Origin of the sequence: Chryseobacterium contaminans, assembly GCF_001684955.1 — a bacterium.
GTDB lineage: Bacteria > Bacteroidota > Bacteroidia > Flavobacteriales > Weeksellaceae > Chryseobacterium > Chryseobacterium contaminans.
In genome coordinates, this window is sequence record NZ_MAYF01000323.1 from 61,896 (window position 1) to 88,643 (window position 26,748).

The following is a 26,748-nucleotide window of genomic DNA, read 5'->3' on the forward strand; positions in this document are numbered from 1 at the left end:
TAGGTTTGGGCTAAAGCCCATGGAATTTCATTATCTATTTCAAAGCGGGCTAAAGCCCACTCCTATTGAATTTCTAAATCCAAATCCAATATTATCTCCCGCAGATTTTACAGATCAAGCAGATAAAAAATCATACTTAAGCATCTGTGAAATCCGCGTAATCTGCGGGAAATAAATTATTGCAGTATCACTTCTCTGCCAATTCCTACTTCTTCAAGAAAAACTTCATCATGTGAGATCACCAACAGTGTTCCTTTATAATCTTTGATAGAATTAGTAAGAATTTCCACATTCTGCAAATCCAGATTATTGGTTGGTTCATCAAGGATTATCATATCCGGAGCTTTATTGCTGATAGAAAGTCCACATAGCAGTAATCTCAGTCTTTCCCCACCACTTAAAACTTCACATTTTTTATCCCAGGTATCCTTACTGAATAAAAAACGTGCAAGCAATGTCTTCACTTCTGACTCCTGTAATGCATTATCATTAAATGTTTGTACAAAGTCATAAAGCGTCAGTTCATTATTAATTAATGAATACTCCTGGTCTATATAAATGCTGTTGAATTCAGCACGGGTGATGTCTCCAACAGAAGGTTTTATGCTATCCAACAGAAGTTTGATAAGAGTTGTCTTTCCTGACCCATTGCCCCCTTTAATAGAAATTCTCTCTCCACTTCTTATTTCAAGATCGAGATTATCCTTCCAAAGCTTTTCTTCTCCGTAACTAAAGTTAATATTCTCTGCGGTAATTAAAATCTTCCCGGAATGTAACCCTGAATCGTTGAAATTAACCTTCATCTGATCAGAATTCCTTACAGAAGATCGTAAGTTTCTTAAATCTCCTGAAATTCCACTGATCTTTTCAGCATGTACACTTTTCAGCTTTGAGGTATTTTTTTCGGCATTATTCCGAAGGGTATTCATCATAATTCTGGCTACTCCGGATTTTTCCTGTTTCTGTTTCCCTCTGGCATCAAGCTTCTGTTTACGTTCTATGGTTTCCCGTTCTTTCTCTTTTGCTTTTTTCAAAGCCCGTTCCTTGGCATGGATATCATTCTGTAAGGCTTCCTCTTCTATCTCTTTCTGTTCTGCATAGAAATCATAGTTTCCACCGTATGTGGTAATTCCCTGGTTGCTTAATTCAAAAATTGTATCTACAAGATTAAGCAGTGTCCTGTCGTGACTTACGATCACAACGGTAGCATTAACCTTTTCAATAAGGTCGTACAGTAGTTTTCTTCCTTCCACATCCAGATGATTGGTAGGTTCGTCCAAAATAATAACATCAGGCTGGTTGATCTGAATTCCCGCAAGAAAAACTTTGGTCTTTTGACCGCCACTTAAGCCTTCAAGCTTTTGGTTTAAATCAAAATCCTGAAGATTCCAGTATTGTAATGCATTCTGACAGCGTTCTTCAATATCCCAGTCGTCATTGAGTGTTTCAAAATAGTGTTCATCCACTTCTCCACTGGTAATTTTTTCGAGGGCTAAAAGCTTTTGCTCTATGTTCAGGCACTCTGCAATGGTTAGATGATTAAAATTTCCGAACATTTGGGGAACATAGAAAATTTCACCTTGGATATTTACAGTTCCTTCCAGTGGTTGTATTTCGTTTGCTATAATTTTCAGCAGGGTTGATTTCCCCATGCCATTGCTTCCTACTAAAGCTGATTGGGTACCCGATTGTATTGTTAAGTTGAGATGATTAAAAAGGAGATCTCCTCCCGGAAACCCAAAGGATATATTTTGCAGTAAAATCATGATTTCTTTCTTAATAAAGGTTAAACACCGGCAACTCGTTGGCTACCGTTTCATTGAATCTGAAAGAAATTATATCCTACATGTCTGTATTTATGGGTTTTGAAAGAACAAATATAGGATAAATCCATGATTAAACACAAAAAGATTTTAATGAAAAATCAAAAATCCGTAACTTTGCCTCCTACTAAAATTTTTTATGGAAAGTATTAAAGTTCACGACAAAACTTTCGTTCCTTATTTAAAGGATGCCGAAATTCAGGAAATTGTAAAAGAGACAGCATTAAGAATTTATGAAGATTACAAAGACGAAGTTCCTGTTTTCATTGGTGTTTTGAATGGGGTTATCATGTTCTTCTCAGATCTTTTAAAATATTATCCTGGGGAATGCGAAATCGCTTTCCTTCAAATGAGTTCTTACGTAGGAACTGAGTCTACAGGGATTGTTTACCAGAAAATGGAACTTACAAAAGATGTGAAAGACCGTCACATCATTCTTGTAGAAGACATCGTTGATACAGGAAATACGGTTGAAAGCCTTTTCAAATATTTCCAGGAAACACAACGTCCTAAATCTGTAAAATTAGCAAGTTTCTTATTAAAACCTGAGGTTTACAAGAAGGACTTCAAACTGGATTATATTGGAAAAGAAATTCCAAATAAATTTGTTCTTGGGTATGGATTGGATTATGATGAATTGGGAAGAAACCTACCTAATTTGTACCAATTAGCAGAAGGACAAATTAATCATTAGAATGCCTATAGCTATTAGCTACTGGCTTTTAGCTTTAAATATTAAATCGAAATAAAGTAAAATATTAACTAAATAAAGCTAAAAGCAAGAAGCAGCTGCCAATTGCCGGAAGCGAAACAACATTATGATAAACATTGTTCTGTTCGGCCCTCCAGGAAGTGGAAAAGGAACACAAGCTCAGAATCTAATCGAGAAATTCAATCTAAAGCAGATTTCAACAGGTGATCTTTTCAGATACAACATGAAAAACGACACTGAACTTGGAAAACTGGCTAAGTCTTACATCGATAAGGGAGAATTGGTTCCGGATCAGGTAACAACAGATATGCTGATTGATGAGATCAGAAAACCTACCGATACCAATGGTTTTATCTTTGATGGATATCCAAGAACTACTGCACAAACAGAAGCTTTGGAAAAAATCGTTAAAGAAGAGCTTAATGATGAGATAGACATCTGTCTTTCATTAATTGTAGAGGATAAAATTTTGGTGGAAAGACTTCTTAAAAGAGGAGAAACCAGCGGTAGATCAGACGACAGCAATGTAGAGATCATCGAAAACAGAATTAAAGAATATTATACTAAAACAGCAGAAGTAGCCGAACTTTACAAACAACAGGGTAAATATGTTGAAGTAAACGGTGTAGGAGAAATTGATGAGATTGCTCAAAAACTTTTTGCTGAGGTAGAGAAAATTAAATAATCGAGGTTCGGGATACGGGATTCGTATTTTCGTCCCGTAACTCGCAACTCGTAACAAATACTATATGTCTAACTTTGTAGATTACGTAAAGATCCATTGTAAAAGCGGACACGGAGGTGCTGGTTCTGCCCACCTTCGCCGTGAAAAGTATATTCCTAAAGGTGGTCCTGATGGAGGTGACGGAGGTCGCGGTGGCCACGTTATTATGAGGGGAAATGCCCAGGAATGGACTTTACTTCCGCTTCGATACACCCGCCACATTAAAGCTGAGCGTGGTGAAAACGGAGCAAAAAACCAGCTTACCGGTGCTGATGGTTCTGATATTTATATTGATGTTCCCATCGGAACGATCGCTAAAAATGAAGAAGGAGAAATTATCGGTGAGATCCTTGAAGACAAGCAGGAAGTTATTTTGATGGAAGGTGGAAAAGGAGGAAGAGGAAACGAATTCTTCAAATCTTCTACCAATCAGACTCCAAGATATGCTCAACCCGGAATGGATGGCCAGGAAGGCTATGTGGTCTTCGAGCTTAAAATTTTAGCCGATGTAGGATTGGTTGGATTTCCAAATGCTGGAAAATCTACACTTCTTGCTTCTGTTTCTGCGGCAAAACCTAAAATTGCCAACTATGCCTTTACCACCCTGACTCCTAACCTTGGTATCGTGGATTACAGAAATTACAAATCATTTGTAATGGCTGATATTCCAGGGATTATTGAAGGAGCAGCAGAAGGAAAAGGATTAGGACACAGATTCCTGAGACATATTGAAAGAAACTCTATCCTGTTATTTTTAATTCCTGCAGATTCTGAAGATCACTATCAGGAATTTAAAATTCTGGAAAATGAATTAAAGGAATATAATCCTGAGCTTTTAGATAAAGATTTCATTATTTCCGTTTCAAAATCCGATCTTTTGGATGATGAACTGAAAAAGGAAATTTCCGCTGAATTCCCGGAGAACAAACAGCCTTTATTCTTTTCAGGAGTTACCGGAGAAGGTCTTGTAGAGCTGAAGGACGCTATCTGGAAACAATTGCATGGATAGAAAAATAATTACAGTTTTACTTTTTGTAATTCATCAATATTACTTCTCACAAAGTAATATTTCAAAAATAGACAGCCTCGGGACAATCCCCGAGGTTGAGTCTTTTATAAGGTCTTGTTCCAAAAGTAAAGATGATTTTCTTTCTAAATTTACCTTGAAAACCATCAAGGATTTTGATAACACGATCATTTCTCCAAAAATTAAGAAAAAAGCAAAAGCCTTAGGTGTTAATAAAAGTTTTTACAAAGGTGATTTTAACCATGATGGCAAAACTGATCTTCTTTTTGTAGGTGATGATAAAAGCTGTGTACAAACTTCTATGGACTCAAAAAAAGAGACTTCCTGTAATACCAGTGTTAAGGTAATTTTCGACTTACCATCGGGATATGTGCTTAAAGATCTGATGCGCCGTCATCGTGATTTTACCATTCCAAAAGTCATCAAAATTGATGGAATGGATTATATCAAAGTCTACTATGAAGATAACAGTATGTTTTCTAATACACCTGAAAAAATGTTATCTAAAATTCTGGCATATAAATTTGATGATTTCATAGAATACAATCCCCTGCCCAAAAAATATTCTATTAAACAGATTTTTTATGAAGCAGGACCGTGCTATGGAACCTGCCCAATGTTTAAATTAGAACTCAATAAAAATAAGGTTTCTAAATTTACCGCACTTGCTTTTAATTTCATAGATGATACTAATCCAGAAGCAGCAGCTCAAGCAATTGGAAATTTAAATAAGGGTAAAAATGAGGGTGTTTTTGAAAGCCGGATACCCCCCCCAGACTTTTCTGTCATTGAAGAGAGATTGAATTATATTGACTTTCCAAAACTCAATAACAGCTATTCAATATCCGCAACTGATAATCCGTCCTCTATTCTTAAGATTGTCTACAATACTGGAAAGATAAAAAAGATTTATGATTACGGGTTGGCAGGAACTTATGGGCTTAAAAACCTTTATAAGATCTTGTTTAATCTAAGATTTAATCAGGACTGGAAAAAGGTAGAATGATACTTTGAAATTCCTTGATAAAATTCTTAAAAATATTTAGAGTACCTTTGCAGGATGTAATTCTTTCAAACAGAGGGAATTTTTATTTAAATTTTAAAATAATTCATTTGAATTTTACAGACTTAAACTTAATAGAACCTATTGCCAAGGCAATCCAGGAACAGGGATATACAACACCAACTCCCATTCAGGAAAGATCTATTCCTGAAATTTTACAAGGCAGAGACTTTTTAGGTTGCGCCCAGACAGGAACAGGAAAAACAGCCGCTTTTGCTATACCTATTCTACAGAATCTATCTAAAAATAAAATACCGAATAAAAATATTAAAGCCTTAATCCTTACACCTACCAGAGAACTGGCTATCCAGATTGAGGAAAATATTCATGCTTACGGTAAATATCTTCCGCTAAAAGAACTTGTTATTTTCGGTGGAGTTAAACAAGGAAATCAGGAAGCTGCTCTAAAAAAAGGGGTTGATATTTTGGTGGCTACTCCAGGAAGACTTTTAGACTTCATTGCGCAGGGCATTATCAGCTTAAAAAATCTTGAAATATTCGTCCTAGATGAAGCAGACAGAATGCTGGATATGGGATTTGTACATGATGTTAAAAGAATCATTAAGCTTTTACCACAGAAAAGACAAACTTTATTCTTCTCTGCAACAATGCCGGGAGAAATTCAAAAGTTAGCTAATTCAATTCTGAACAATCCTGTAAAGGTAGAAGTTACCCCAGTATCTTCTACTGCTGACACCATTAAACAATCTGTTTATTTTGTAGAAAAGGAGAATAAACTGAATCTTTTATCTCACATTCTTCAAAATGACATTTCGGATTCTGTATTGGTATTTGCCAGAACAAAACACGGTGCCGATAAAATTGCCAGAAAGCTTCAGAAAGACAATATCTCTGCAGAAGCCATTCATGGAAACAAATCTCAAAATGCGAGGCAAAATGCCCTTAATAATTTCAAATCCGGAAAAACAAGAGTTCTGGTAGCAACCGATATTGCAGCAAGAGGAATTGATATTGATGAACTCAAATTTGTCATCAATTTTGAATTGTCTGATGTTTCTGAAACCTATGTCCACAGAATCGGGAGAACCGGAAGAGCCGGAGCGGAAGGAACTTCTATTTCTTTTGTAGATGGCTTAGATCTTCTTAATCTGAAAAATACAGAAAAGCTGATTGGAAAAAAGATTCCTGTAATCAAAAATCACCCTTTCCATACAGATGATCTTGTAGCCCAGAAAAGAGATTCTAATAATAAACCAGTTCCTGCAGGTGCTGAAAGGCCTAATAAACCAAATAATAATTCCAGGCCCAACAATAATAGAAATAAAAAGAAGCCAAAACCTTCTGAAACAGCTTCTACTGGATTTAAAAAGCCTAAGAATAAAAACTTCACCAGAAAGAAATAAAAAATACCTCTCAAAAATGAGAGGTATTTTTTTACTGTATACTTTTTTGTTTTGTATAGCAAAATCCTATGATACAAAATGGAAGAGCTGTAGCAAGATAAGAAACATTCATATAATCAAATGTCCAGCCCCGCATAATTGTTTCAACAATATAGGCACCCATCATAGCGAAAATAATCACAGATGAAAAATAAAATACCTGTTCTACCCTCTTTACATAGAAAGCCAGTATAACAGTAGCTAAGAGGAAAAATAAGGTAACATATTTATTCGCCTGCCCCTGTAACTGTAATGGATTATACTTTAAAATATAATCAAGATCTTTTGCAGGAAGCAATACAGTAGCAAGCAGTATAGAAAAAGTGATAATAAAACCTGTACCTACTTTCACTTTATCGCTCATTTTACTAGCTAAAAAAGGCTTCATTAGAAATAAGATCAGGGGAATAATAACCACGCTTCTTGTAAGACATATAAAGCCTAATAAAAGTCCTAATAAAAAAGGATTTTTAAAATAATCTCTCTCAAACTTCCTATGCCAATAGAGAATGAACACAGAAACAATAATAAATGAAGAAATAAGATCGCTTTTGCAGACTACTTCATAAATATAAGATAATGAAATGGCAAAAAGAAATATCCCTGTCCATTTCACTTCTCCATTTTTAAATTCCTTGATAATGGCATAACAAAACAAAAGAAATGCTGCAACCTGAAGATACCCGACATTTCCTAAGAAAAAGAAAATTACAGCTACAAGAAGCTGCCCCGGAAGATAAGAAGGATAATTACCTACAAAGTTTTTCGTATCATAGATGTATTTACCATGAAGCCAATGCCTGAGCGAATACTCCATGGTCTGCCAACGGTCGATATTGAGCTTATAAGGATCTTTAAGGATATGCGCCAAACCAATATAGACCAATGCAATAACTACAATAAAAACCTTTAACATAAAAGGCTTTTCTGCAAGTTTTGAAAATACCTTACTGCTGTATTTAAAAATTAAAAAATGAACAATAATAAATACTGCTACCAACACATAAATCGGTATGACAGACTGCCTTACTCCATATTTTATAAGAAATGAAAGATTGATCGCTGTATAGAGGATAAATAAAATAACTGAAATTGGTTTATTCAGTTTTGTGGTTAATAGTCTTTCCATATATCTCAACTGTTGACGAACATTTTCCTTGCATTTTCAGTGGTAATCCTGTCTATTTCAGAAAAATCTTTACCATAAATATCCACCAGCTTTCCGGCTACAAGATCAAGATATGAGCTTTCATTTCTTTTTCCTCTGTGCGGAACTGGAGCCAGGTAAGGAGAATCTGTTTCCAAAACAATTTTCTCTAAAGGAACTTCGCTCAAAAACTGATCTATTTTGCCATTTTTAAAGGTTACTACCCCACCAATTCCTAAAATAAAATTCAGATCAATAGCATGCTGAGCCTGTTCCAGGTTTCCGGAAAAACAATGGAAGATCCCTCTTAATTTTGGGTGTTTCTTTCTTTCTAACACTTCAAAAGTTTCATCAAAGCTTTCTCTCGTATGGATAACAATCGGAAGGTCTTTTTCTATAGCCCAATCAATCTGCTGCTCGAAAGCTTTTACCTGAATATCTAAAGTTGTTTTATCCCAATACAGGTCAATTCCAATCTCTCCTATTGCAGGAAAATGTCTTTGGTCAAGATAATTCTTAACAAGCTCCAGCTCTTTTTCCCAGGATTCCGGTTTCACATAGCAAGGGTGAAGCCCCATCATTGAAAAAACCTGTCCCGGATATTCTTTTTCCAGTTGCAGCATTTTTTCATGGGATTCCGAATCAATAGCAGGAAGATAAAATTCCGAGATTCCTTTATCTAAAGCTCTTTGGATCGCTTCTTTTCTATCTTCATCAAATTCTTCTGCGTATAAATGGGTATGTGTATCAATCATTTTATTTACAATTTCAATAGATCTTCGTAGGGATTTTCAAGCCCCAGCAGCATTCCGAAAGCCGGTTCTGTTTTGATACCCTGTTTTTTAAGCTCTATTATTTTCTGTTTAAATTCTTCTCCTTTCTCCTGTAATATTTTGTGTTCAGCAATCATGTGAAGGTAAGCATTCTGCTGAGTTGTGGGCTTATTCTGTCCGAAAATTTCAATAGGAAATCCTTCGAGCATAAAATTTAACGTAATGCATTTTTCTCCGTTTACGATGGGATATTCCACTTCTACATCGTATGGGATAAACTTACTAAACATTAAATCATCTAAAAAATCTTCTTCAAATTTTAAGTCTACCTCAAAAATAAGGTCAAGGTCACTTCCTTCTATATCAATTTCAATAGGAATAGTTCCTGCTAAAATTGGTGAATAATATTCCAGCTTTTCAAAAATACGATGTTTTGTAAGAATTTCGTATGCCCTTCTTTGTCTTTCATTTCCTTGTTTCAGGTAGTCAATCTTTGTAAAATCAATCATTTGAAGATGCTGTGCTTTACTTTTTTCCGTTGATTTTCTATTCTCTGATCCAGCTTTTCCCTGAACTCAATAAACTTAGGATCTTTTACATCGTTGGTTTTATGTTCCAGCGCTCTCATGATCTTAAAATTCTCTTTGATAAATTCTTTGGTTTCATCTGAAAAATAAGAATCTCCAAACTTATCAAAAATATAATTAACAGCCTGAGTGCTTGGATGAATCATATCTTCTTTGTAGAAACGGTAATCTCTAAGATCATCCATTAAAATCTCATAAACCGGCAGATAATGACAGTCTTCAAATAAAGAAATAGATTCGTGAATAGCTGTAATTAACTTAGACTTGCTTAGCTGATTCTCAACCATTCCATCTTTGGTATGCCTTACCGGAGAAACAGAAAATAAGATCTGAACTCCTTCCTTACAGATATCCTTAAGCTCTAAAATAGTATTGTAAATAGAACCTGTAAGTTCCTGATGTGATAACAGCCTCTTTTCAAAGAATTTTTGTGGAATCTTGTGACAGTTGGCCACCAATTTTTTCTTTGGAAGAAACTCATAAATGAAAGAAGATCCATAAGTAATAATAATCCAGTCTGCTTCCTGAAGAAAGGCATTTCCGACTTCTATTTTATCATTGATCTTATCTAATGTCTGGTGAATATACCTTGTATCAAAGCTTGTGTGATGATCTAATGAGATATATTCTTCATTATAAGTAATGAGTTCGTCTTCTATATAAAACTCCGAATCATGAAGCCTTTTTACCGCATTATTGATAGAAAAAGGATTAAAGATCGTCCCAAAAGGATTATTAAGGGTCTGAAGCTGGCCATCTTTCAGCAATTCGGTCATTTCAGAGGCAAAACAGGAGCCGATTGAAAATATTCGGTCTTCAATTTCTATTTTTTTCTCTGATTTTGGAATATCAACTTCTGTTCTGAACTTCATTGTGTAGATTTTAGGTGACAGGTAATAGGTGGCAGGCAATTCTGCTACCTACGACCTATCATCTGCAACCTTATTTAGCTTTCTCTTCTTAATAAATAATTAGCCAGCTCAATGAATGGCTTTTTCTTCTCCTCAGGAATATCAATTTTCTGAAGATAGCTTTGTCCAATTTCGTTATGCTTTTCGATCAGACGAAGTGCTTTTTCATCTACTTTGGTTCTTCTGAAGATCTTTTCAACCCCGTAGATTTTATCGATATTGTCTGTCTTTTTAGAATACCAGTAATCCAGTTCTTTTCTCTCTTCCTCTGTAGCATGTTCTCTTGCTAACAAATAAAGAACTGTTTTTTTATTTTCATAAATATCTCCAGCATGTTTTTTACCAAACTGGGCCTGATCTCCGAATACGTCAAGATAGTCATCCATAATCTGGAATGCGATTCCAATGTGTTTTCCGAAGTTAAAGATTGCTTTTGCGTCTTTAAAATCAGCTCTTGCAATCAAAGCTCCGATCTCAAAAGAAGAAGCACTCAATACTCCGGTTTTATAGGTAATCATTCTGATGTAATCATCAAAAGTTACATTTTCCTGAGTCTCAAAATTGATATCATACTGTTGTCCTTCGCATAAAAGAAGACCTGTATGGGTAAAAATCCTGATACAAGCCTTAAAGATTTCAGGTTCAAGATCTTCAAAGAATTTATAGGCTTTAAGCATTAATCCGTCTCCGGAAAGAATTCCCACATTAATTCCATGTAAAGTGTGGATCGTAGGCTTGTTTCTTCTTAAAGGCGCCTCATCCATAATATCATCATGGATCAGGGTGAAGTTATGGAAAAATTCGATTGCCAAAGCCGGTTTTATAGCCTGCTTCAGATCTCCTCCAAACAGATCACAAGCCATCAGCACCATAATGGGACGAAGACGTTTTCCACCGTGGGAAATAATATAGTTCATCGGCTCATACAGCTCCGTAGGCTTATCTTTAAAAGTGTACTTATTGATGGCGTCCCCAACAATCTGCTGGTATCTGTCTAAAAATTCCATAAAATCTTATAATTTGAACAAAAATACGATTTTTCGGGGCTTTATAAAACAAAAAACTTTGCCCAAACGGACAAAGTTTATATGATAATTGTGATTTTTTATCTTAAGAAAAGAAAGTTACAATCAGGTAAGTGATACCAGCTACTAAAGCTGAGATTGGAATGGTTAATACCCAAGCCCAAAGTAAGCTTACTGTAATACCCCATCTTACCGCTGAAATTCTTTTTGTTAATCCTACCCCGATAATAGAACCTGTAATCGTGTGTGTCGTAGATACAGGAATACCGAAATGGTCTGTTATAAATAAAGTAATCGCTCCTGCAGTTTCTGCACTTACTCCTTCCAATGAGGTTACTTTAGTGATCTTAGTTCCCATTGTTTTAATGATCTTCCAACCGCCACTCATTGTTCCTAATGCAATCGCAATAAAGGATACTAAAGGAACCCAGATATAATGCTGTGCAAAGTAATCAAAACGTTCAGCAGAAGGAACTTCTAAATACTGTACATCCTGAAGCATATTAACGTGATAGTAGATTACTGCTGCTCCAATGATCCCCATTACTTTCTGAGCATCATTCAAACCATGCCCTAAGCTGAATAAAGCTGAAGAAGCCAGCTGAAGTCTTTTGAAAGACTGGTCTGCTTTGTGTGGATTTGATCTTTTATAAAGGTGTATAATAATCAGTGTAATGATAACCGAGATAATCATCCCTATGATCGGGGCCATGAAAATGAACAGGAAAATAGGAATTACTTTATCAAACTTTACAACACTCTGGTGGGTAACCTGGTTTAAAGCTTCTTTAGCCGTTCCCCAGAACCCAAGTCCTGGCTGTGCTGCTGCCACATCATGGTAATCCATCATAAAAGCGTGCATTAAAGCAGCTCCCAGGAATCCTCCAATCAGGGTATGTGATGATGAGGAAGGAATTCCAAACCACCATGTTAACAGGTTCCAGGCAATGGCTGCCACCAAACCGGAAAATATAACTTCAAGCGTGATAAAATTCTCGTTAACTGTTTTGGCAATTGTATTACCAATTTTGAATTCTCCAATAATATAAGCAGCAATAAAGAAAGCTGCAAAGTTCCAAAGTGCTGCCCAAAGTACAGCCTGGAATGGAGTTAAAACTTTTGTAGATACGATAGTTGCAATCGAGTTGGCCGCATCATGGAAACCATTGATATAATCAAAGATTAACGCCAACGCAATAATAACTACAAGTAAAATCGGAAATTCCATTTTTTGCTATGTATTATTATCTTTTAGGCGTATTTAATCATGATGTTCTCAATTGTATTGGCAACATCTTCTGCTTTATCTGTTACGATTTCAAGATAGTTCAATACCGATGAAACTTTAATAATGTTAATCGCATCATTAGTTTCAAATAAATCTACCATTGAGTTAGAAAGCAGATCATCTGCAATATTCTCAATAGAGTTTACTTTAATACAAGCTTCTTTCACCTGCTCCATGTTCTTGAACCCTTTAAGGTTTTTCATGGCATTCTGGATTTCAAGACATGCTTTGTGAATCAATAGAGAGAAATCTGAATAAGCTTTCATCTCAGGAGATTTATATAAGAAGATATATTTTGTAGAAGCGTAGATATAGTCAGCGATATCATCTAATCCTGTTGCTAATGTGTGAATATCCTCACGGTCAAAAGGAGTAATGAAGTTTTTCCCTAGTTCTACGAAGATTTCGTGAGTAAGCTCGTCATTCTTATGTTCGAAATCACTCATTTTTTTCAGCATTGAATCGTCATTAAGATCGAAATCCTTGATTCCAGCGTTGAATTCTTCAGACATTGCAACTAGGTTTTCAGTTACCTTCTCAAAAAGTACAAAGAAGATTTTATCTTTTGGTTGAAAAGCGTGGAAAATATTACCAATTCCCATTTTTTAGTATTTATAATTCGTGTGCAAATTTCTTAAAAAAGGATTGTACCTGAAACTATATAACATTAAGTTTTGTTAACATTCGCTTACATACTGATTACCAAATAAAAAAACCGACATTACTGTCGGTTTTATATGGTATAAAAAGAGATTAGTTAGCTACTTCAGCTCTCATATCTTTTCCTTTAAATTTCATCGATTGAATGTTACTTAAAACATTGTCTTTGAAAGATTTTTCAACTTCAAAGAAAGAGAATTTCTCAAGAATCTCAATATCTCCGATTTCAGCTCTTTTTTTGGTCTTTCCACCAGCAGTAGCTTTGTTGATAATATCTAAAACATCAAGTTTCTTCAAGTGGTCTTTTTTACCAAGGTTGAAGAAGAATCTTACCATGTTTTCATCTTTTCTTCTTGGTTTTCCACCACGGTCTCTGTCTCTTCCGCGGTCTCTGTCACGTCCTCTGTCTCTATCTCTGTCACGTCCACGGTCTCTTCTTGAGTAATCATCATCTCTGCTGCTTAATTTCTGCTCAACAAGATCGTGTTTGTCTTTGTAATATAAAGCAAGATCTTTCAACTGGAACTGTAACAACTGGTGTACCAATTCTTCTTTTGTGAAGTTGCTTAAATCCGGGATTAAGCTGTCATCAAATTCAAAAAGATCTTCGTGCTCTGTGAATAGTTTTTCGAAAACACCTCCAACCTGAGCTTTGATAATCTGGTCACCTGTAGGAATGGTTCTTTCGTGGATTTCAATTTTAGTAGCAGATTTGATTTGCTTCAACTTTCTGCTTTCTTCAGGCTTAATTAAAGCCATAGAAATACCATCTTTACCAGCTCTACCTGTTCTTCCACTTCTGTGAACGAATACTTCAGGATCATCAGGTAAAGAGAAGTGAATAACGTGAGTCAGAGAGTTTACATCCAGTCCTCTTGCTGCAACGTCTGTTGCTACAAGGATATCAATGTTTTTCAATCTGAATTTCTTCATTACCGTATCTCTCTGCGCCTGAGAAAGGTCTCCGTGAAGGGCATCAGCTGCATAACCGTTCTGCATTAAGAAATCTGCAACCTCCTGAGTTTCCATTCTTGTTCTGCAGAAAATGATGGAATACTGGTTAGGGTTAGCATCAATTAATCTTTTTAATGCTTCTTTTTTCTGACGATATCCTACCACATAATATTCGTGAGTAATGTTCTTCTTCACTTCGTTGATAGAACCTACTGAAATACGGTGTGGCTTTGTAAGATAGTTTTTGGAAATTCTTTCCACTTCTTTATTCATCGTAGCCGAGAATAGGAAAGTTTGTTTAGTTTCCGGAGTTTCGCTTAGAATGGTTTCCAATTCATCCTTGAATCCCATTGAAAGCATTTCATCAGCCTCGTCTAGTACTAACCAATGAATCGCAGAAAAATCTAATGCTTTTCTGTTGATAAGGTCAATAACCCTACCTGGCGTTCCCACAATAATCTGTGGTTTCTCTTTTAAAGATCTCATTTGCTCTACAATACTACTTCCACCATAAACCGCAGTAGTTTTGATGTTCATGTATTTAGAGTAATTCTTTATGTCTTTAGAAATCTGAAGACATAATTCCCGTGTCGGACAAAGCACCAATAATTGGATTTTGCGACTCGTATCGTCAATCATATCCAAAATCGGAAGCGAAAATGCTGCTGTTTTGCCTGTCCCTGTCTGCGCAAGTGCGATCAAATCGCGAATATCTGAAAGAATAAAAGGGATAGTCTGTTTTTGGATTTCTGTTGGGCTTTCGTAGCCCAGTTCGCCAATTGCCTTAAGAATATCAGGACTTAAACTGGTTTCCGTAAATAAATTCATTAACTATTTTAAAATTTTTGCAAAGATACAATAAATATTTGACTTGTTTTTGAACAAAGTTTTAAATATGCAATCTTAAATTCAGAATCTTGTAATACTTTTTTAATATTTGAAAAATTTAATCTAAAAAAAAGTGCCATAAATTAAAGACTTATCAACCATTACTTTTGTTTATTAAATTGGATTAATTTTTTATGCATTATTTATAAATTTTCAAAAACAAAACAATAAAACATGTTTTTTATGTAAATTTGAATATCGTTGCAGAGAATAAAGCTACAAATTTCGGGGCGGTGAAATATAAGATAAGTGATAAAATACCTGCAACAGATAAAAATAAAACACCAAGTACAATATGTCAGCAAATATTTCTTCCAAAACATTTGATTTTCTAAAAAAATTAAATAAAAATAACAACCGCGAGTGGTTCAACGAGAATAAAAGCCTTTATACTGAAGCCCAGGGAAATGTTATTGATTTTTTAGATGATCTCATCAAAGAGATGTCTGGTTTTGATGAAGAGCTTATTAAAATTGACAGTAAAAAGGCATTATTCAGAATTTACCGCGACACCCGGTTTTCAAAAGATAAATCACCTTACAAAACCAACTTTGGAGCTTCTCTGGGAATGGGAAAAGGAAACCAACAAGGTGGGTATTATCTTCATATAGAACCCGGTAAATCTTTTCTGGCAGGTGGAATTTACATGCCTGAATCTTCTGTTTTAAAAGAAGTACGAAAAGAAATATCTTTATATGGCGAAGATTTCCTTAAAATATTGAATCAAAAAGACTTTAAAAAACATTTTCCGGAACTGGATCAGGATGATAAACTGAAAAAGATTCCTCAGGGTTTTGATAAGGAAGATCCTATGGCCGAATATTTAAAGTATAAAAATTTCATTGTATTGTATCATTTGAAAGACGAAGAAGTTCTGGATAAAAATGCAGTAAAAAACATGAGTAAAATATTTAAACTGATGAAGCCGTTTAATGATTTTCTGAATACCCCTTTTCAAGACTAAATATTGTAGGAGTTTCATTATTTAATCGCAGATAACACGGATCTTCACAGATGATTCTGCATATTTCTTGGTACATAATTCAAAAAATATCCGGGAAAAACAGTGTAAATCTCCAGTTGATATTTTTATAAAACCTCTTACTATTCAAGAATGATTCTTATAGAGCGCGTCTTTGTGACAAACAAAATATATTACAGTTCAGGTTATTACAAAACCAGCCACTCATATTATCACTTGAAAATCAAATTATTATATTTAACATTTTTTAAGATAAGTTTTACTTTTTTGCTTATCTTTGCTGTTCGTCAAAAAGCTAAGGATGTCTTTATACCAAAAAATTGCAGAAAAACTACAATATATAAGTCCGGATTTTTATAAAAAAAGATACTTTAAGACCTTAAACAATCTTAATAAAGATAATTTTTCGGAGCGCAATGTAGAACCGGAACTGGTATGGATCAAAGAATACCTTCCAAAAAGTGCTGTAATACTGGATATTGGTGCCAATGTAGGAACTTTCCTTTATCAATTGGAAAACAAGCTGGATCATGAACATATTTATGCTTTTGAACCTAACAAAAAGCTTTATACCAGGCTGAAAAGGCTGTTCCCAAGCATGAGAATACTTCCTTTGGCTCTTTCTGATGAAAATACAATTGCGGAATTCAAAGTTCCTATCATCAACGGAAAAACTATTGCTTCCCGTGGAACCTTAAACACTGCTTACAAAGAAAAAGGCGAAGAGAAAAGCTATACTGAGAAAGTAAAGGTTATTAAGCTGGACGAATGGGCTGCTCTGGAACACTTCAACAGACTGGATTTTATCAAAATAGATGTTGAAGGTAATGAAATAAAGACTCTTTCAGGAGCTAAAGAAACCATTAAACAGTTTATGCCAACTTTAATGGTTGAAATGGAGCAAAGGCATCACCAAACACCAATCTGGAATGAAATTTCTGAAGTTCAAAGCTGGGGATATGAAGTAAAGTATCTGAACAGAAACAGCTTTACGCTGGAAACGCTTACGGAAAACATTCTTTTACAAAATACAAACGACGAAAAAAATAAAACTCAGTACATCAACAATATTATTTTTATACCTAAAAACCCTTAAAAAAACTTTATGAGTGTAGTAGCGAGACAAGGCTTCAAATATTCCATTATCGGTTATATTGGTTTTTTGCTGGGCACAGTTTCTGCAATATTCATCTTTCCAAACGACTTTGAATTTTACGGGAAACTCCGCTATAGTATGCAAACCGCAGAAATGCTTGTTCCTTTCGTTGTTTTTGGAATTTCCTATGCAAACGTAAAGTTTTTTCATTCTTTACAAAAAGAGGGTAAAAATCAGAACATGCTTTCACTATCGCTTGTTACTGTTTTGATTAACTTTCTCATATTTTCCGTTGTATTTTTTGTTCTTCCTTACTTTTACCCCAAGTTCATCCGTTCAGAAGCCTGGAAAATCAAAGGAATTATTTTACCCCTTATTTTAGTTTTATCGCTTTGTGCTATTTTCAATAAATACACTTCTAATTATAAAAGAATTGTTGTTTCTAATATTTTCGACAATCTGTTTCCCAAAATAGCCAATTTAGGAGCATTCTGCCTGTTTTTTTACTTTTCCCTGTCTCAGAATATTGCATTGGCATTCTTCTTTGGAATGTTTGCACTGATGCTTTTCGGGTATATTTATTACACCAATAAGCTTGAGAAAATTCACTTTGACATCAGTACAGATTATTTTAAGAAGGATAATTTCTGGAAAGAATTTTTAAACTATAGTTTTTTTGGATTTCTTGGAACGTTTGGAAATTATCTGGCAATCAACAGCTTTATGATCGGGGAATTTATGGGAATGGAAGAAAACGGGATCTATTCTGTACTTTATGCTCTTATTTCTCTGATTTCAATTCCTCAACTGGGTTTATTCAATATTTCAGCGCCTATCATCAGTAAACACCTTGCTGACGGTGATATGGAAGGTCTGGATAAATTTCATAAAAAGACTTCACTAACCTTATATTTTCTGGGTGCAGTATTATTTTCCTGCATCATGGTTGGATTTCCTTATTTAACTCAGTTTATGCCTAAAAACGGAGTCATGCTCAGAGAATATGAGCCGGTTGTCTGGATCTGGGGATCTGCTGTTTTAATTGATCTTGCCACAGGATTCAACGGAAACATCATCTCTCTTTCAAAATATTACAGATTCAACATTCTGGTAATGCTTTTATTAGCAGGATTAACAATTGGGCTTAACTTTTACTTCATTAAAAACACAGACCTGAAACTGATCGGAATTGCTTTATCCACTGCAATTTCCCTTACAATTTATAATGTTGTTAAAATTTTATTCAACTACATCGTTTTCAAGGTTTCACCATTAACCATTGAGATGATCTTCATTTCAATTATCTGTACTTTAGCGATTACGGTAGCGATTGTTCTTCCTAATTTCGACAGCAACTTCATCAACCTGATCTACAAACCTGCTGTAGTACTTATATTGATCTACATCGGAAATTATTTTACAAAAATTTTCCCGATAGAAGATTATCTGAATGTGAAGTTTATCAAGAGTATTTTTAAGTTTAAATAAGAAGAAAGGAATAAAAACAGTAGTTTTAACCAACCATAAGATTGCTTAACACCTGTTCTAATCTTTTTTGAACCTCTACCCTGCTGTAGCTTTCTTGAAAATCGAAATGGGTGTCGGTCAGCTCATTCAGCTGTTCAAAAATATTTTCTTTTTCAGGTAAGATGAAATTCAGTTTTGATGGATAATTTTTTGGGAAAACAGCCAGTTTCCCAAAGGCAATGGAATCTCCCAGGTTTCCCGTCATCTTGGTTTTCCCATATATCTCCTTGATACTGAAAAACTCGGTTTCCTGCTGAATAGGACACCAAAGCACATCTGCCTTCTGCATCCATGTTTCAAAATCTTCCGCAGATACCCTATCAGAAAAATAGGTTATAGAAATATTCTCTGGTCTGTTTGAAGATAATTGTTCCAGTTGTCTCAATTCTTTATCCTTAGCTTTTCCAAGGAAAATAAATTCACACTTTCTATCCGTCCTGATCTTCTGAATGGTTGTAAAAATATGATTATAATCTCTCCTCTTCTGCGAAACACCGCCAGGAATAACAATCATCAGGCTTTTATTTTCAGACGGAACAAAAGATCTGGTAAAAAAAAGAGGCAGGAACCGATGTCTGTCTGAAATTAAAGCTTCATCCAACACTAACAGAGATTTTGATGTTTGATACACCTTACCAGCGTACAGCAATCCTTCTTTCAACCACAGCTTTAACCTGTAAATAATATCACCTTTGAAGACGCTTTTTAATAAATCAACCCTTGAAGCTTTAGTAAAATTGAGATTATGGGTAATAACAGCGGTATTATATCTCTTCGTTATCGCTAAAAACGTATTGAAATAACGATGAACAGTTCCAATAATCACCAAATCATATTCTTTAGTCTTCAGCTGGTCTAAAATCATAGAACTATCAGACAGAAAAACGTTTGATCCTGTTTCAGTGACCTGATCCTTAATTCTTTTTGAAAAATAATAATCTACACTAAAATGTTGAGATCCTTCCATGATATTCATGAAGGCCTGTGCAATTTCTGCGTGGGTGTCTATTTCTATGTAAGCTATTTTTTTCACTGACTGATTAGGGGTATTTTTAAGGTTTTGACTAAAGCCAATTGAATTTTTATTTTTTTATTAAACGGGCTCCCTTCGACTAAGCTCAGGATTATAGCCCGTTCCTATTGATATTCATTCAGGTTTATATTATTACATTTTCAGCCATTTTTTCTTCAGCATTTTCCAACGCTGGTCATTAACTGCTCTTTGTTCTTCTTCTGTTATTTTAAGCTCTAGTTTTTTAGACTTACAGCTTTCATAAGACTTCACAATATCAAAGAAAAATGATGGAGACTTACTTTTCATTGCTTCTTTTGAGGCTGCAATATAGGCCAGAAACCTGCTTAATCCTAGAAAATAGAAATAACGCCCATAATAATCAGCTGGCCTTATGGTATAATCGGCACCTTTTACTTTAATAAGCTTTACATGAAGCTCCGGTAATACCATTTCTTTCCAGCCCAGATGCTCCAATAAAATAGAATCAATATTATCCCAGCCTAATGTTTCTCTTAAGCCTCCTATCTGAACAAAACACTCTTTCCGATAGGCTTTCATAGGTCCTCTTACATGATGCTTATTGGAATTTCCTTCATATACCCAACCACCTTCTTTTTCTACATAGAGTAAACCGCCTACCAATCCATATTCCGGATGATTGATAAAAGCTTTTTCTACCGTTTCCAGATAGTTTTCAGGAAGAATAATATCTGCATCAAATTTACAGATGATATCAAATTCATCTATAGATTGGGTCTTCAAACCATTTTTAAAGGCATGTACTACTTTTGAACCGGGCTGATGTTCTGATTTCTGAAGATTAATAGTTTCAAAGCGGGAATCAGCCTCTGTATATTTCCTGATCACATCAGGAGTACGATCTGTGGAACCGTCATTAACGACTACCACTTTAAAATCCTTACTACTTTGCTGCTGTAAAGAATCCAGAGTGAATGAGAGGTTCTGCTCTTCGTTATGGGCAGGAATAATAATTAAAAACCTCACGGAGTATTGTATAAATGATGAATAATAAGTGATACATGATGAAAACACCACGTATCACTTATTGTTAAATTTTATTTATTGTGCGGCTTCAGCATATTTTTCGGATCAAGGATTTCATCCAGTTTTTCCTGGGAAAGAATTCCTTTCTCTAAAACAAGATTGTAAACACTTTTTCCTGTTTCTAAAGCTTCTTTTGCAATCTGTGTAGATTGTTTGTAGCCGATATAAGGATTTAGTGCCGTTACAATTCCGATGCTGTGTTTTACCATATTCAGACAAACTTCTTTGTTGGCAGTAATTCCTACTACACATTTATCACGAAGAGTATCCAATGCATTGCAAAGGAAATTAATATTTTCCATGATGGCGTGGGAAAGCACCGGCTCCATTACGTTAAGCTGTAATTGGCCTGCTTCTGCAGCAAAAGTTACTGTTAAATCGTTCCCGATTACTTTAAAGCAAACCTGGTTTACTACTTCCGGAATAACAGGGTTTACTTTACCCGGCATAATAGATGATCCCGGCTGCATTGGCGGAAGATTGATTTCGAAAAGTCCCGCTCTTGGTCCTGATGAAAGTAATCTTAAATCGTTACAGATCTTTGATAATTTCACGGCAAGACGTTTCATTGCTGAAGAATAGATCACATAAGATCCTGTATCGGGTGTAGCTTCTACCAGGTCAGGTGCTGAAACAATCGGGAATCCTGTAATCTGGGCTAAATTTTTAGCACAAAGAGCTGCATATCCAACCGGAGCATTCAATCCTGTTCCGATAGCTGTTGCTCCCATATTTACTTCTACAAAAAGGCTTGCATTATTGTTCAGTTTAGAGATATCTTCTTCCAATGTTGCTGCATATGCCTCAAATTCCTGGCCTAATGTCATTGGAACAGCATCCTGAAGCTGCGTACGTCCCATTTTGATTACATCCTGGAACTCCTGACCTTTTGCACGGAAAGCTGCTATAATTTTTTCTAATCTTTCTACCAAGCCGATGTTCATCTGAAGCAGTCCCATTTTGATGGCTGTAGGATAAGCATCGTTAGTTGATTGTGAAAGGTTAATATGGTCGTTAGGGGAACAAAACTCGTATTCTCCTTTGTTTTTTCCTAATTTTTCCAATACTACATTGGCAATTACTTCATTCGCATTCATATTGATAGAAGTTCCTGCTCCTCCCTGGATCATATCTACCGGAAACTGGTCATGATATTTTCCTGCTACAATCTCATCACAAGCTTCTGCGATTTTAAAATATAGGCTTTCATCAAGAAGTCCTAATTCATAGTTGGTTTTTGCGGCTGCTTTTTTTACGAAAGCAAGACCTTTGATAAAATCCGGATATGAAGACAAAAGCTGTCCCGAGATTTTGAAATTGTTGATTGCTCTTTGCGTCTGCACTCCATAATAAGCGTCTAAAGGCACATTCAATTCACCTAATAGATCACTTTCTTTTCTGAAATTTTCCATTACAGATATTTTACTGTTTTTGATCGTTTAAAGATAGCAAAAACGCATCGATCCGATGCGTTTTAATTTGAATTATTTTACTGAATATTTTACATTTAAAGCTTGCAATATTGCCCATGTTTCAGCATCCATAATTCCGTCATAATTCTGAGGACGGAAATGATACTGGAAGGCTTCAATGGTTTTCTTAGTAGCATCATCCCATGTTCCACTCAATTCTATTCCATAGCCAAATTTCTGCAATGCAGTCTGAACTGAGAAAATAAAGGTTGTATCATTATACTTTGCTGGAAGCTCTGTTTGTGCAAGGTCAAAATAATTTTGTTTTGTTGCCTCATCATACCACATTCCTATCTGATACTCGTCATAAAGTCTTTTCCAAGGGAACATTGGTCCCGGATCCTGTTTTCTTGTAGGAGCAATATCCGCATGTCCAATCACGTTAGTTGCCGGAATCTGATATCTTGTAACAATATCTTTTGCCAATGCAGCTACTTTTCTTATCTGAGCGTCACTAAAAGGAACGAAAACTCTTTTACCTGAAGCATCAGTAGTGAAACCAGGGTTTACAATTTCAATTCCTATAGAGGTATCATTAAGATTCTTGTCAGCCCTCCATGAGCTTACTCCGGCATGATATGCTCTTTTGTTTTCATCTACCAACTGATAGATTTCATTATCTCCTGTATTGTTTACCAAATAGTGGGCACTTACTCCCGGTTGGGTAAGAACGGTAATAGACTTGTCATCAGGAAGCACTGTATAGTGCATGATCAGATAACGCTGTCTGAAATTTTGTGCCATAGCAGGAAAATAGGTTTTTACTACTTTATATCCTGCAGGTTTTGCAGATACAATAGAACCATAACTTGCCGTATTATCATTTTTTGTTGGGTCTGCTATATTAGTAGTAAAAAAATCTACTCCATGATCGCTTACAATTTTTGGTTTTGGAGCTTCCGGAGTTGGAGTTTTCACCACTGGTTTTGGCTGTGCCACGGGGGTTTTCGGTTGGTACGTATTTTTTTTCACATTTTTCTGAGAAGTACATGAAAAAACTAAAGTGCTTAATCCGATGATATATAATGTCTTACGCATCAGTTTGGTTTTTTATCAAATTATTACCTCAAAAATACACAAAAATTTCTTGAATTTTATTTGGTAAATAAAGAAATCTGTTCTATATTTGCACTCGCAATAACAGAACAACGATCATTAAAAAATAAACAAAAAGGAGGGTTGCCGGAGTGGTTAACGGAGCAGTTTGCTAAACTGTCGACGCGAAAGTGTCGCAAGGGTTCGAATCCCTTACCCTCCGCTCTCTTATATATTCGGGGCGTAGCGTAGTCCGGTCATCGCGCCTGGTTTGGGACCAGGAGGTCGCAGGTTCGAATCCTGCCGCCCCGACTTTTTTAATGTGCTTATTACTAAGCGGGAATCAACTTCTAAGGGTGCGTAGCTCAGCTGGATAGAGCATCTGCCTTCTAAGCAGACGGTCAAAGGTTCGAATCCTTTCGCGCTCACAAAAAACCTCATCATTTTATGGTGAGGTTTTTTGTTTTATATTAGTCTCATGTGTTACTGCTATATTCTTTATTCTGAATCTCTTGATAAATATTATATTGGACATTCCTGTGAAAACCTACAAGAAAGACTCAGAAAACATCTTGCAAATCATAAAGGCTTCACCTCAAAAACTAAAGATTGGATTATTGTTTATTATGAAGGCTTTAATGCTAAAGTTGAGGCCTATAAAAGAGAACGTGAAATAAAAGGTTGGAAAAGTAAAATTAAAATCCAGGAACTCATTAGTAGTCTTAACAAGATAGAGCATCCCGATTTGTAATCGGGACGGTCAAAGGTTCGAATCCTTTCGCGCTCACAAAAAACCTCATCATTTTTATGGTGAGGTTTTTGTTTTCAGTATTCATATAATTAAACCTGAAAAGGAGACCTATCTAAATAAATAATTTCTCACCAGTAAAGGATATTTTTATATATTTGAGTCGCTAACATAAAAAAAATTAACATGAAAACATTCAAAAAACAAAACAGTGCTCTAAAGAGAAATGAATTGAAAACTATTTTAGGAGGGATTATACCCAATCAATGCCTTCCACGACTTTGCAGAGAAATATGCAAAGACCAAGGTTTTGAACAGGGAGGTTGTGACGCTAACGGGCTATGTTTATGCGGACCTTTCCCAAATCCAAATGACTTGTAAAATATAAATCTCAATATTTATAAACAACAAAAGCCTTATCGTTTGAATGGTAAGGCTTTTCTTTTTCTGCCACAATACCGCTTGATTATTATATTTTATTTTACGCTTATGATGTCTGTTTATTTTTTAACCAATACATAATTTCCATTAGTTTCATTTTTCTTTATTTCATATCCATCAGCCAATTCAAGAAACCAACCATCACCAGATACATATTTATCTTCTGTTTTCAAGGGAACGGATATTGAAATCTTATCCCAATTTTGACTCATTAATGCTCCTTTTTCAACTGTTAAAATTCCCCATTGATCTGTAACCCTGATATTAGGATATACCGTTCCTTTATCTTCAATTGGTATAATATTTCTTGGATCGAAAGAAATATTCATCTTTTCGAATTTTATTTCAAAATGAGACTTATCAATAAATTTGGATTTATATTCTGCAATAAGACGTTTTGTTTTCTCTTCTCTTTTAGTTTCTTCTTCAATTATTACTGAACCATTGTAATAACCAGTTACTTTTTTAATAGCATTATTGAAATAAGTTGGTATCTTCACATTAAATGCATTAATAAAATAATTGGACAGGTCTGTTTTTGCTGTAATTTTCTTATTCCAGCTTTTATCTTTATTATACAGCAGGTATCCATAGACAGGAACAGTATGGTAAGCAAATGAACGAACAAATGTAGGATTATTCAAAAAATCATCAATTCCATTAATTAAAGACGATAGGGTTTGTTCTTTAGTTCTCCCACTCATTATGACTCCTGTAAATTCAGCTATCCCTTCATTGAGTTCCAACAGATTTTCACTTGCATCAGAGCCTTTGTAAAGGCTATGTCTGTATTTTCGGAAAGTGAGAGCATTGATAAGATGCTTCTGCAATTCTTTTTCTGAAACCGCTCTTAAAGCTTTCTTTAAAGCCTCTAGCTCTAAACGAAGATAAATCCTACCTTCTTTCTGATCTAAATGATTATTTTCAGCATTGTTTAATTCAAAGCCCAACAATGGTTGTATACGATGAAAAGACTCATGAGCCAATAAACCTATTCTATCATATTTATTTTCAGGAAGTGGAAGCATCATCATTGCCCATCTTTTTCCATTCCAGTTTACTGCAGTATTTGCAATATTTATTTTGTCCGGCAAAACCCCTGTATATAAATTCCCTTCACTTTTCAAAATATTATTTTCATCAGCTTCATTTGCAAAAATTTCCCGTGTTTTTGGATCAATTAAAAGAATCGGGCCATAGAGATCCTTATTCCAAAGTTCGATATTCTTTTTGGACTCGGTTTTAAATTCATTATATAAAAAGGAAATACTATCTATGGAAATCGTCTTTATTTGTCCTGTTACAGATTGTCCAAATAAAGAAAATAATATTAGAAAAATAATCGACTGTTTCATGGTTAAGTTTTCAATTACACAGCTTATTATCATGATAAAGCTGAATCACAAATATAATAAATTACTATTCTTATTTCATTCCAGTTATTTTACAGATTAAAAAAGCCTCAGAATGACTTCTAAGGCTCTTTCTATTCTAAACGGTTTCTTTTGTTTTCAATTGTACTTTAGCGGCTTCAATTTTCTTATTTTTCGATTGCTCACGTTTCATTTTTCTATAGTCCCAGGGAGCTACAGCATGAACATCCTGCCAGAGACCAATTTTGTTCTGTTGGGCTTTTTCCTGGAGTTTTCCTAAAGAATCATCTTTGGAATAGGGATAGTACCACCACCCCATTCCGGCTTTAATCAACTCTTTGGAAAGATATTTATCATTATCATAATAAATCTTGGCAATAGAACGCCCGTAACGGTCTGTAGAGGTTTCTTTGAATGTAACCTTTTTCCCAAACACCTGTGAAGAGGTAAATTGCTTAGCATTTTTTCCAAAAGCCTGTCCGTTTTCGGGACAATCTACTTCTGCCAATCTGAGTTTCTTTTGTGTATTGCCTTTTAAAAGTACTGTAATTGTATCTCCATCTGATACTTTGATTACTTTTCCGCTCGTTTGCGAAAATAAGATTACAGGGAAAAGTAAACTCATCAACATTAATCGTTTCATGAGGCAAATATAGGGATTAAAGCTGATGAATAAAGGGAAAATAAATATAAGGAGTTAACGTTCTTTGGAATAAAAGCTAGTATTCCTTAAAGCCAGATAACTTTGATTAAGATGATAGACAATGCACACGGTTCTATCAGGGAGTACCCAGACCAAATTTATCTTCATAATTAAACCTTTGAACTTTATCTGAACTTTTCACGATCAATTCTAAAGACCCTTTAGCTTTTACAATGGAATCTCCTAATGAAATTTTATCCCACCAATCTCTGTACACCACTAAACTATCCGTTATGTTCTTTTTATCATAAACAAGAAATGGAATATTGTGATTGTTATCATTGATATATTTTTTGATAACTAAAG

At 35.0% G+C, this 26,748-nt stretch carries 26 protein-coding genes and 3 tRNA genes; 13 read left to right on the forward strand and 16 right to left on the reverse strand.

All coding sequences use genetic code 11. The features are described from left to right. Positions 1-176: 176 nt before the first annotated feature. Positions 177-1,766: an ABC-F family ATP-binding cassette domain-containing protein gene (locus BBH99_RS17490; RefSeq protein WP_066698675.1), complete on the reverse strand. Its 1,590-nt coding sequence runs from the start codon at positions 1,764-1,766 to the stop codon at positions 177-179. A 196-nt stretch (positions 1,767-1,962) separates the two neighbouring features. On the opposite strand from BBH99_RS17490, the gene BBH99_RS17495 reads away from it, so the two are divergent. The 5 genes from BBH99_RS17495 to BBH99_RS17515 all read left to right on the forward strand — a co-directional run bounded on the left by BBH99_RS17495 (position 1,963) and on the right by BBH99_RS17515 (position 6,713). Further along, complete coding sequence (locus BBH99_RS17495; protein WP_066698683.1) at positions 1,963-2,517, forward strand: phosphoribosyltransferase; 555 nt, start codon at positions 1,963-1,965, stop codon at positions 2,515-2,517. Positions 2,518-2,641: 124 nt separating this feature from the next. Further along, complete coding sequence (locus tag BBH99_RS17500; RefSeq protein WP_066698685.1) at positions 2,642-3,220, forward strand: adenylate kinase; 579 nt, start codon at positions 2,642-2,644, stop codon at positions 3,218-3,220. A gap of 64 nt (positions 3,221-3,284) precedes the next feature. Then, positions 3,285-4,268 carry a GTPase ObgE gene (gene obgE, locus BBH99_RS17505; RefSeq protein ID WP_066698687.1) on the forward strand — a complete coding sequence of 328 codons (984 nt, stop codon included), beginning with the start codon at positions 3,285-3,287 and terminating at the stop codon, positions 4,266-4,268. Next, complete coding sequence (locus BBH99_RS17510) at positions 4,261-5,292, forward strand: DUF6438 domain-containing protein (protein WP_066698689.1); 1,032 nt, start codon at positions 4,261-4,263, stop codon at positions 5,290-5,292. Before obgE ends, BBH99_RS17510 begins: the two co-directional genes overlap by 8 nt. 107 nt (positions 5,293-5,399) lie before the next feature. Continuing rightward, the gene (locus BBH99_RS17515) at positions 5,400-6,713 is read left to right on the forward strand and encodes a DEAD/DEAH box helicase (protein WP_066698758.1); all 1,314 of its coding nucleotides are present in this window, start codon (positions 5,400-5,402) and stop codon (positions 6,711-6,713) included. A 31-nt stretch (positions 6,714-6,744) separates the two neighbouring features. Here BBH99_RS17515 and BBH99_RS17520 read toward each other — a convergent pair whose 3' ends face one another. The 8 genes from BBH99_RS17520 to BBH99_RS17555 all read right to left on the reverse strand — a co-directional run bounded on the left by BBH99_RS17520 (position 6,745) and on the right by BBH99_RS17555 (position 14,925). Next, entirely contained in the window at positions 6,745-7,881 is a 1,137-nt protein-coding gene (locus tag BBH99_RS17520) for a hypothetical protein (RefSeq protein WP_066698691.1), read from the reverse strand. Between the two features lie 5 nt (positions 7,882-7,886). Then, positions 7,887-8,654 (reverse strand): TatD family hydrolase, encoded by a 768-nt coding sequence (locus tag BBH99_RS17525; protein WP_066698694.1) that lies wholly within the window; start codon positions 8,652-8,654, stop codon positions 7,887-7,889. A gap of 5 nt (positions 8,655-8,659) precedes the next feature. Then, a complete protein-coding gene (locus tag BBH99_RS17530; RefSeq protein WP_066698697.1) occupies positions 8,660-9,181 on the reverse strand; it encodes a DUF4269 domain-containing protein in 522 nt (173 codons plus the stop codon). Continuing rightward, positions 9,178-10,131 carry a GSCFA domain-containing protein gene (locus BBH99_RS17535; RefSeq protein ID WP_066698706.1) on the reverse strand — a complete coding sequence of 318 codons (954 nt, stop codon included), beginning with the start codon at positions 10,129-10,131 and terminating at the stop codon, positions 9,178-9,180. Before BBH99_RS17535 ends, BBH99_RS17530 begins: the two co-directional genes overlap by 4 nt. Before the next feature lie 74 nt (positions 10,132-10,205). Next, the gene (locus BBH99_RS17540) at positions 10,206-11,177 is read right to left on the reverse strand and encodes a polyprenyl synthetase family protein (RefSeq protein WP_066698708.1); all 972 of its coding nucleotides are present in this window, start codon (positions 11,175-11,177) and stop codon (positions 10,206-10,208) included. Positions 11,178-11,280: 103 nt separating this feature from the next. Beyond that, on the reverse strand, positions 11,281-12,423 hold the full coding sequence (locus BBH99_RS17545; protein ID WP_066698710.1) for an inorganic phosphate transporter: 1,143 nt from the start codon (positions 12,421-12,423) through the stop codon (positions 11,281-11,283). Between the two features lie 23 nt (positions 12,424-12,446). Beyond that, positions 12,447-13,085 (reverse strand): DUF47 domain-containing protein, encoded by a 639-nt coding sequence (locus BBH99_RS17550; protein WP_066698712.1) that lies wholly within the window; start codon positions 13,083-13,085, stop codon positions 12,447-12,449. 151 nt (positions 13,086-13,236) lie between these two features. Beyond that, complete coding sequence (locus BBH99_RS17555) at positions 13,237-14,925, reverse strand: DEAD/DEAH box helicase (RefSeq protein ID WP_066698713.1); 1,689 nt, start codon at positions 14,923-14,925, stop codon at positions 13,237-13,239. A gap of 355 nt (positions 14,926-15,280) precedes the next feature. Here BBH99_RS17555 and BBH99_RS17560 point away from each other — a divergent pair, with 355 nt between their 5' ends. The 3 genes from BBH99_RS17560 to BBH99_RS17570 all read left to right on the forward strand — a co-directional run bounded on the left by BBH99_RS17560 (position 15,281) and on the right by BBH99_RS17570 (position 18,551). Further along, positions 15,281-15,949: a DUF2461 domain-containing protein gene (locus BBH99_RS17560; protein ID WP_066698715.1), complete on the forward strand. Its 669-nt coding sequence runs from the start codon at positions 15,281-15,283 to the stop codon at positions 15,947-15,949. A 319-nt stretch (positions 15,950-16,268) separates the two neighbouring features. Beyond that, positions 16,269-17,063 carry an FkbM family methyltransferase gene (locus BBH99_RS17565; protein WP_066698717.1) on the forward strand — a complete coding sequence of 265 codons (795 nt, stop codon included), beginning with the start codon at positions 16,269-16,271 and terminating at the stop codon, positions 17,061-17,063. Between the two features lie 9 nt (positions 17,064-17,072). After that, positions 17,073-18,551, forward strand: coding sequence for a lipopolysaccharide biosynthesis protein (locus BBH99_RS17570; protein ID WP_066698720.1), 1,479 nt, complete (start codon positions 17,073-17,075; stop codon positions 18,549-18,551). 25 nt (positions 18,552-18,576) lie between these two features. Here BBH99_RS17570 and BBH99_RS17575 read toward each other — a convergent pair whose 3' ends face one another. The 4 genes from BBH99_RS17575 to BBH99_RS17590 form a co-directional block, all read right to left on the reverse strand. Beyond that, positions 18,577-19,623, reverse strand: coding sequence for a hypothetical protein (locus BBH99_RS17575; protein WP_066698723.1), 1,047 nt, complete (start codon positions 19,621-19,623; stop codon positions 18,577-18,579). Between the two features lie 132 nt (positions 19,624-19,755). Beyond that, a complete protein-coding gene (locus BBH99_RS17580; protein WP_066698725.1) occupies positions 19,756-20,610 on the reverse strand; it encodes a glycosyltransferase in 855 nt (284 codons plus the stop codon). A 71-nt stretch (positions 20,611-20,681) separates the two neighbouring features. Next, positions 20,682-22,082: an aspartate ammonia-lyase gene (gene aspA / locus BBH99_RS17585; RefSeq protein ID WP_066698727.1), complete on the reverse strand. Its 1,401-nt coding sequence runs from the start codon at positions 22,080-22,082 to the stop codon at positions 20,682-20,684. Between the two features lie 72 nt (positions 22,083-22,154). After that, positions 22,155-23,180 carry an N-acetylmuramoyl-L-alanine amidase gene (locus BBH99_RS17590; protein WP_066698736.1) on the reverse strand — a complete coding sequence of 342 codons (1,026 nt, stop codon included), beginning with the start codon at positions 23,178-23,180 and terminating at the stop codon, positions 22,155-22,157. A 135-nt stretch (positions 23,181-23,315) separates the two neighbouring features. Between BBH99_RS17590 and BBH99_RS17595 the strand changes: the two genes are divergently transcribed. The 5 genes from BBH99_RS17595 to BBH99_RS17615 all read left to right on the forward strand — a co-directional run bounded on the left by BBH99_RS17595 (position 23,316) and on the right by BBH99_RS17615 (position 24,306). Beyond that, a tRNA-Ser gene (locus tag BBH99_RS17595) sits at positions 23,316-23,400 on the forward strand. 14 nt (positions 23,401-23,414) lie between these two features. After that, positions 23,415-23,489, forward strand: a tRNA-Pro gene (locus tag BBH99_RS17600). Positions 23,490-23,531: 42 nt separating this feature from the next. Further along, positions 23,532-23,605 (forward strand) — tRNA-Arg (locus BBH99_RS17605). Between the two features lie 50 nt (positions 23,606-23,655). After that, complete coding sequence (locus BBH99_RS17610) at positions 23,656-23,928, forward strand: GIY-YIG nuclease family protein (protein ID WP_066698737.1); 273 nt, start codon at positions 23,656-23,658, stop codon at positions 23,926-23,928. Positions 23,929-24,111: 183 nt separating this feature from the next. Continuing rightward, complete coding sequence (locus BBH99_RS17615) at positions 24,112-24,306, forward strand: hypothetical protein (RefSeq protein ID WP_066698738.1); 195 nt, start codon at positions 24,112-24,114, stop codon at positions 24,304-24,306. Positions 24,307-24,425: 119 nt separating this feature from the next. Here the strand turns inward: BBH99_RS17615 and BBH99_RS17620 are convergent, their stop codons facing one another. The 3 genes from BBH99_RS17620 to BBH99_RS22535 form a co-directional block, all read right to left on the reverse strand. Beyond that, positions 24,426-25,721, reverse strand: coding sequence for a hypothetical protein (locus BBH99_RS17620; protein ID WP_066698761.1), 1,296 nt, complete (start codon positions 25,719-25,721; stop codon positions 24,426-24,428). A 136-nt stretch (positions 25,722-25,857) separates the two neighbouring features. Next, complete coding sequence (locus BBH99_RS17625; RefSeq protein WP_228390832.1) at positions 25,858-26,364, reverse strand: thermonuclease family protein; 507 nt, start codon at positions 26,362-26,364, stop codon at positions 25,858-25,860. A gap of 154 nt (positions 26,365-26,518) precedes the next feature. Continuing rightward, on the reverse strand, positions 26,519-26,748 hold a 230-nt coding region (locus BBH99_RS22535), incomplete at its 5' end, for a hypothetical protein (RefSeq protein WP_165601957.1).

Coding starts and splice junctions, on each gene's coding strand:
- BBH99_RS17490 (WP_066698675.1), bottom strand. CDS start 1,766: ATGATTTTACTGCAAAATATATCCTTTGGGTTTCCGGGAGGAGATCTC.
- BBH99_RS17495 (WP_066698683.1), top strand. CDS start 1,963: ATGGAAAGTATTAAAGTTCACGACAAAACTTTCGTTCCTTATTTAAAG.
- BBH99_RS17500 (WP_066698685.1), top strand. CDS start 2,642: ATGATAAACATTGTTCTGTTCGGCCCTCCAGGAAGTGGAAAAGGAACA.
- obgE (WP_066698687.1), top strand. CDS start 3,285: ATGTCTAACTTTGTAGATTACGTAAAGATCCATTGTAAAAGCGGACAC.
- BBH99_RS17510 (WP_066698689.1), top strand. CDS start 4,261: ATGGATAGAAAAATAATTACAGTTTTACTTTTTGTAATTCATCAATAT.
- BBH99_RS17520 (WP_066698691.1), bottom strand. CDS start 7,881: ATGGAAAGACTATTAACCACAAAACTGAATAAACCAATTTCAGTTATT.
- BBH99_RS17525 (WP_066698694.1), bottom strand. CDS start 8,654: ATGATTGATACACATACCCATTTATACGCAGAAGAATTTGATGAAGAT.
- BBH99_RS17530 (WP_066698697.1), bottom strand. CDS start 9,181: ATGATTGATTTTACAAAGATTGACTACCTGAAACAAGGAAATGAAAGA.
- BBH99_RS17535 (WP_066698706.1), bottom strand. CDS start 10,131: ATGAAGTTCAGAACAGAAGTTGATATTCCAAAATCAGAGAAAAAAATA.
- BBH99_RS17540 (WP_066698708.1), bottom strand. CDS start 11,177: ATGGAATTTTTAGACAGATACCAGCAGATTGTTGGGGACGCCATCAAT.
- BBH99_RS17545 (WP_066698710.1), bottom strand. CDS start 12,423: ATGGAATTTCCGATTTTACTTGTAGTTATTATTGCGTTGGCGTTAATC.
- BBH99_RS17550 (WP_066698712.1), bottom strand. CDS start 13,085: ATGGGAATTGGTAATATTTTCCACGCTTTTCAACCAAAAGATAAAATC.
- BBH99_RS17555 (WP_066698713.1), bottom strand. CDS start 14,925: ATGAATTTATTTACGGAAACCAGTTTAAGTCCTGATATTCTTAAGGCA.
- BBH99_RS17560 (WP_066698715.1), top strand. CDS start 15,281: ATGTCAGCAAATATTTCTTCCAAAACATTTGATTTTCTAAAAAAATTA.
- BBH99_RS17565 (WP_066698717.1), top strand. CDS start 16,269: ATGTCTTTATACCAAAAAATTGCAGAAAAACTACAATATATAAGTCCG.
- BBH99_RS17570 (WP_066698720.1), top strand. CDS start 17,073: ATGAGTGTAGTAGCGAGACAAGGCTTCAAATATTCCATTATCGGTTAT.
- aspA (WP_066698727.1), bottom strand. CDS start 22,082: ATGGAAAATTTCAGAAAAGAAAGTGATCTATTAGGTGAATTGAATGTG.
- BBH99_RS17590 (WP_066698736.1), bottom strand. CDS start 23,180: ATGCGTAAGACATTATATATCATCGGATTAAGCACTTTAGTTTTTTCA.
- BBH99_RS17610 (WP_066698737.1), top strand. CDS start 23,656: ATGTGTTACTGCTATATTCTTTATTCTGAATCTCTTGATAAATATTAT.
- BBH99_RS17615 (WP_066698738.1), top strand. CDS start 24,112: ATGAAAACATTCAAAAAACAAAACAGTGCTCTAAAGAGAAATGAATTG.
- BBH99_RS17620 (WP_066698761.1), bottom strand. CDS start 25,721: ATGAAACAGTCGATTATTTTTCTAATATTATTTTCTTTATTTGGACAA.
- BBH99_RS17625 (WP_228390832.1), bottom strand. CDS start 26,364: ATGAGTTTACTTTTCCCTGTAATCTTATTTTCGCAAACGAGCGGAAAA.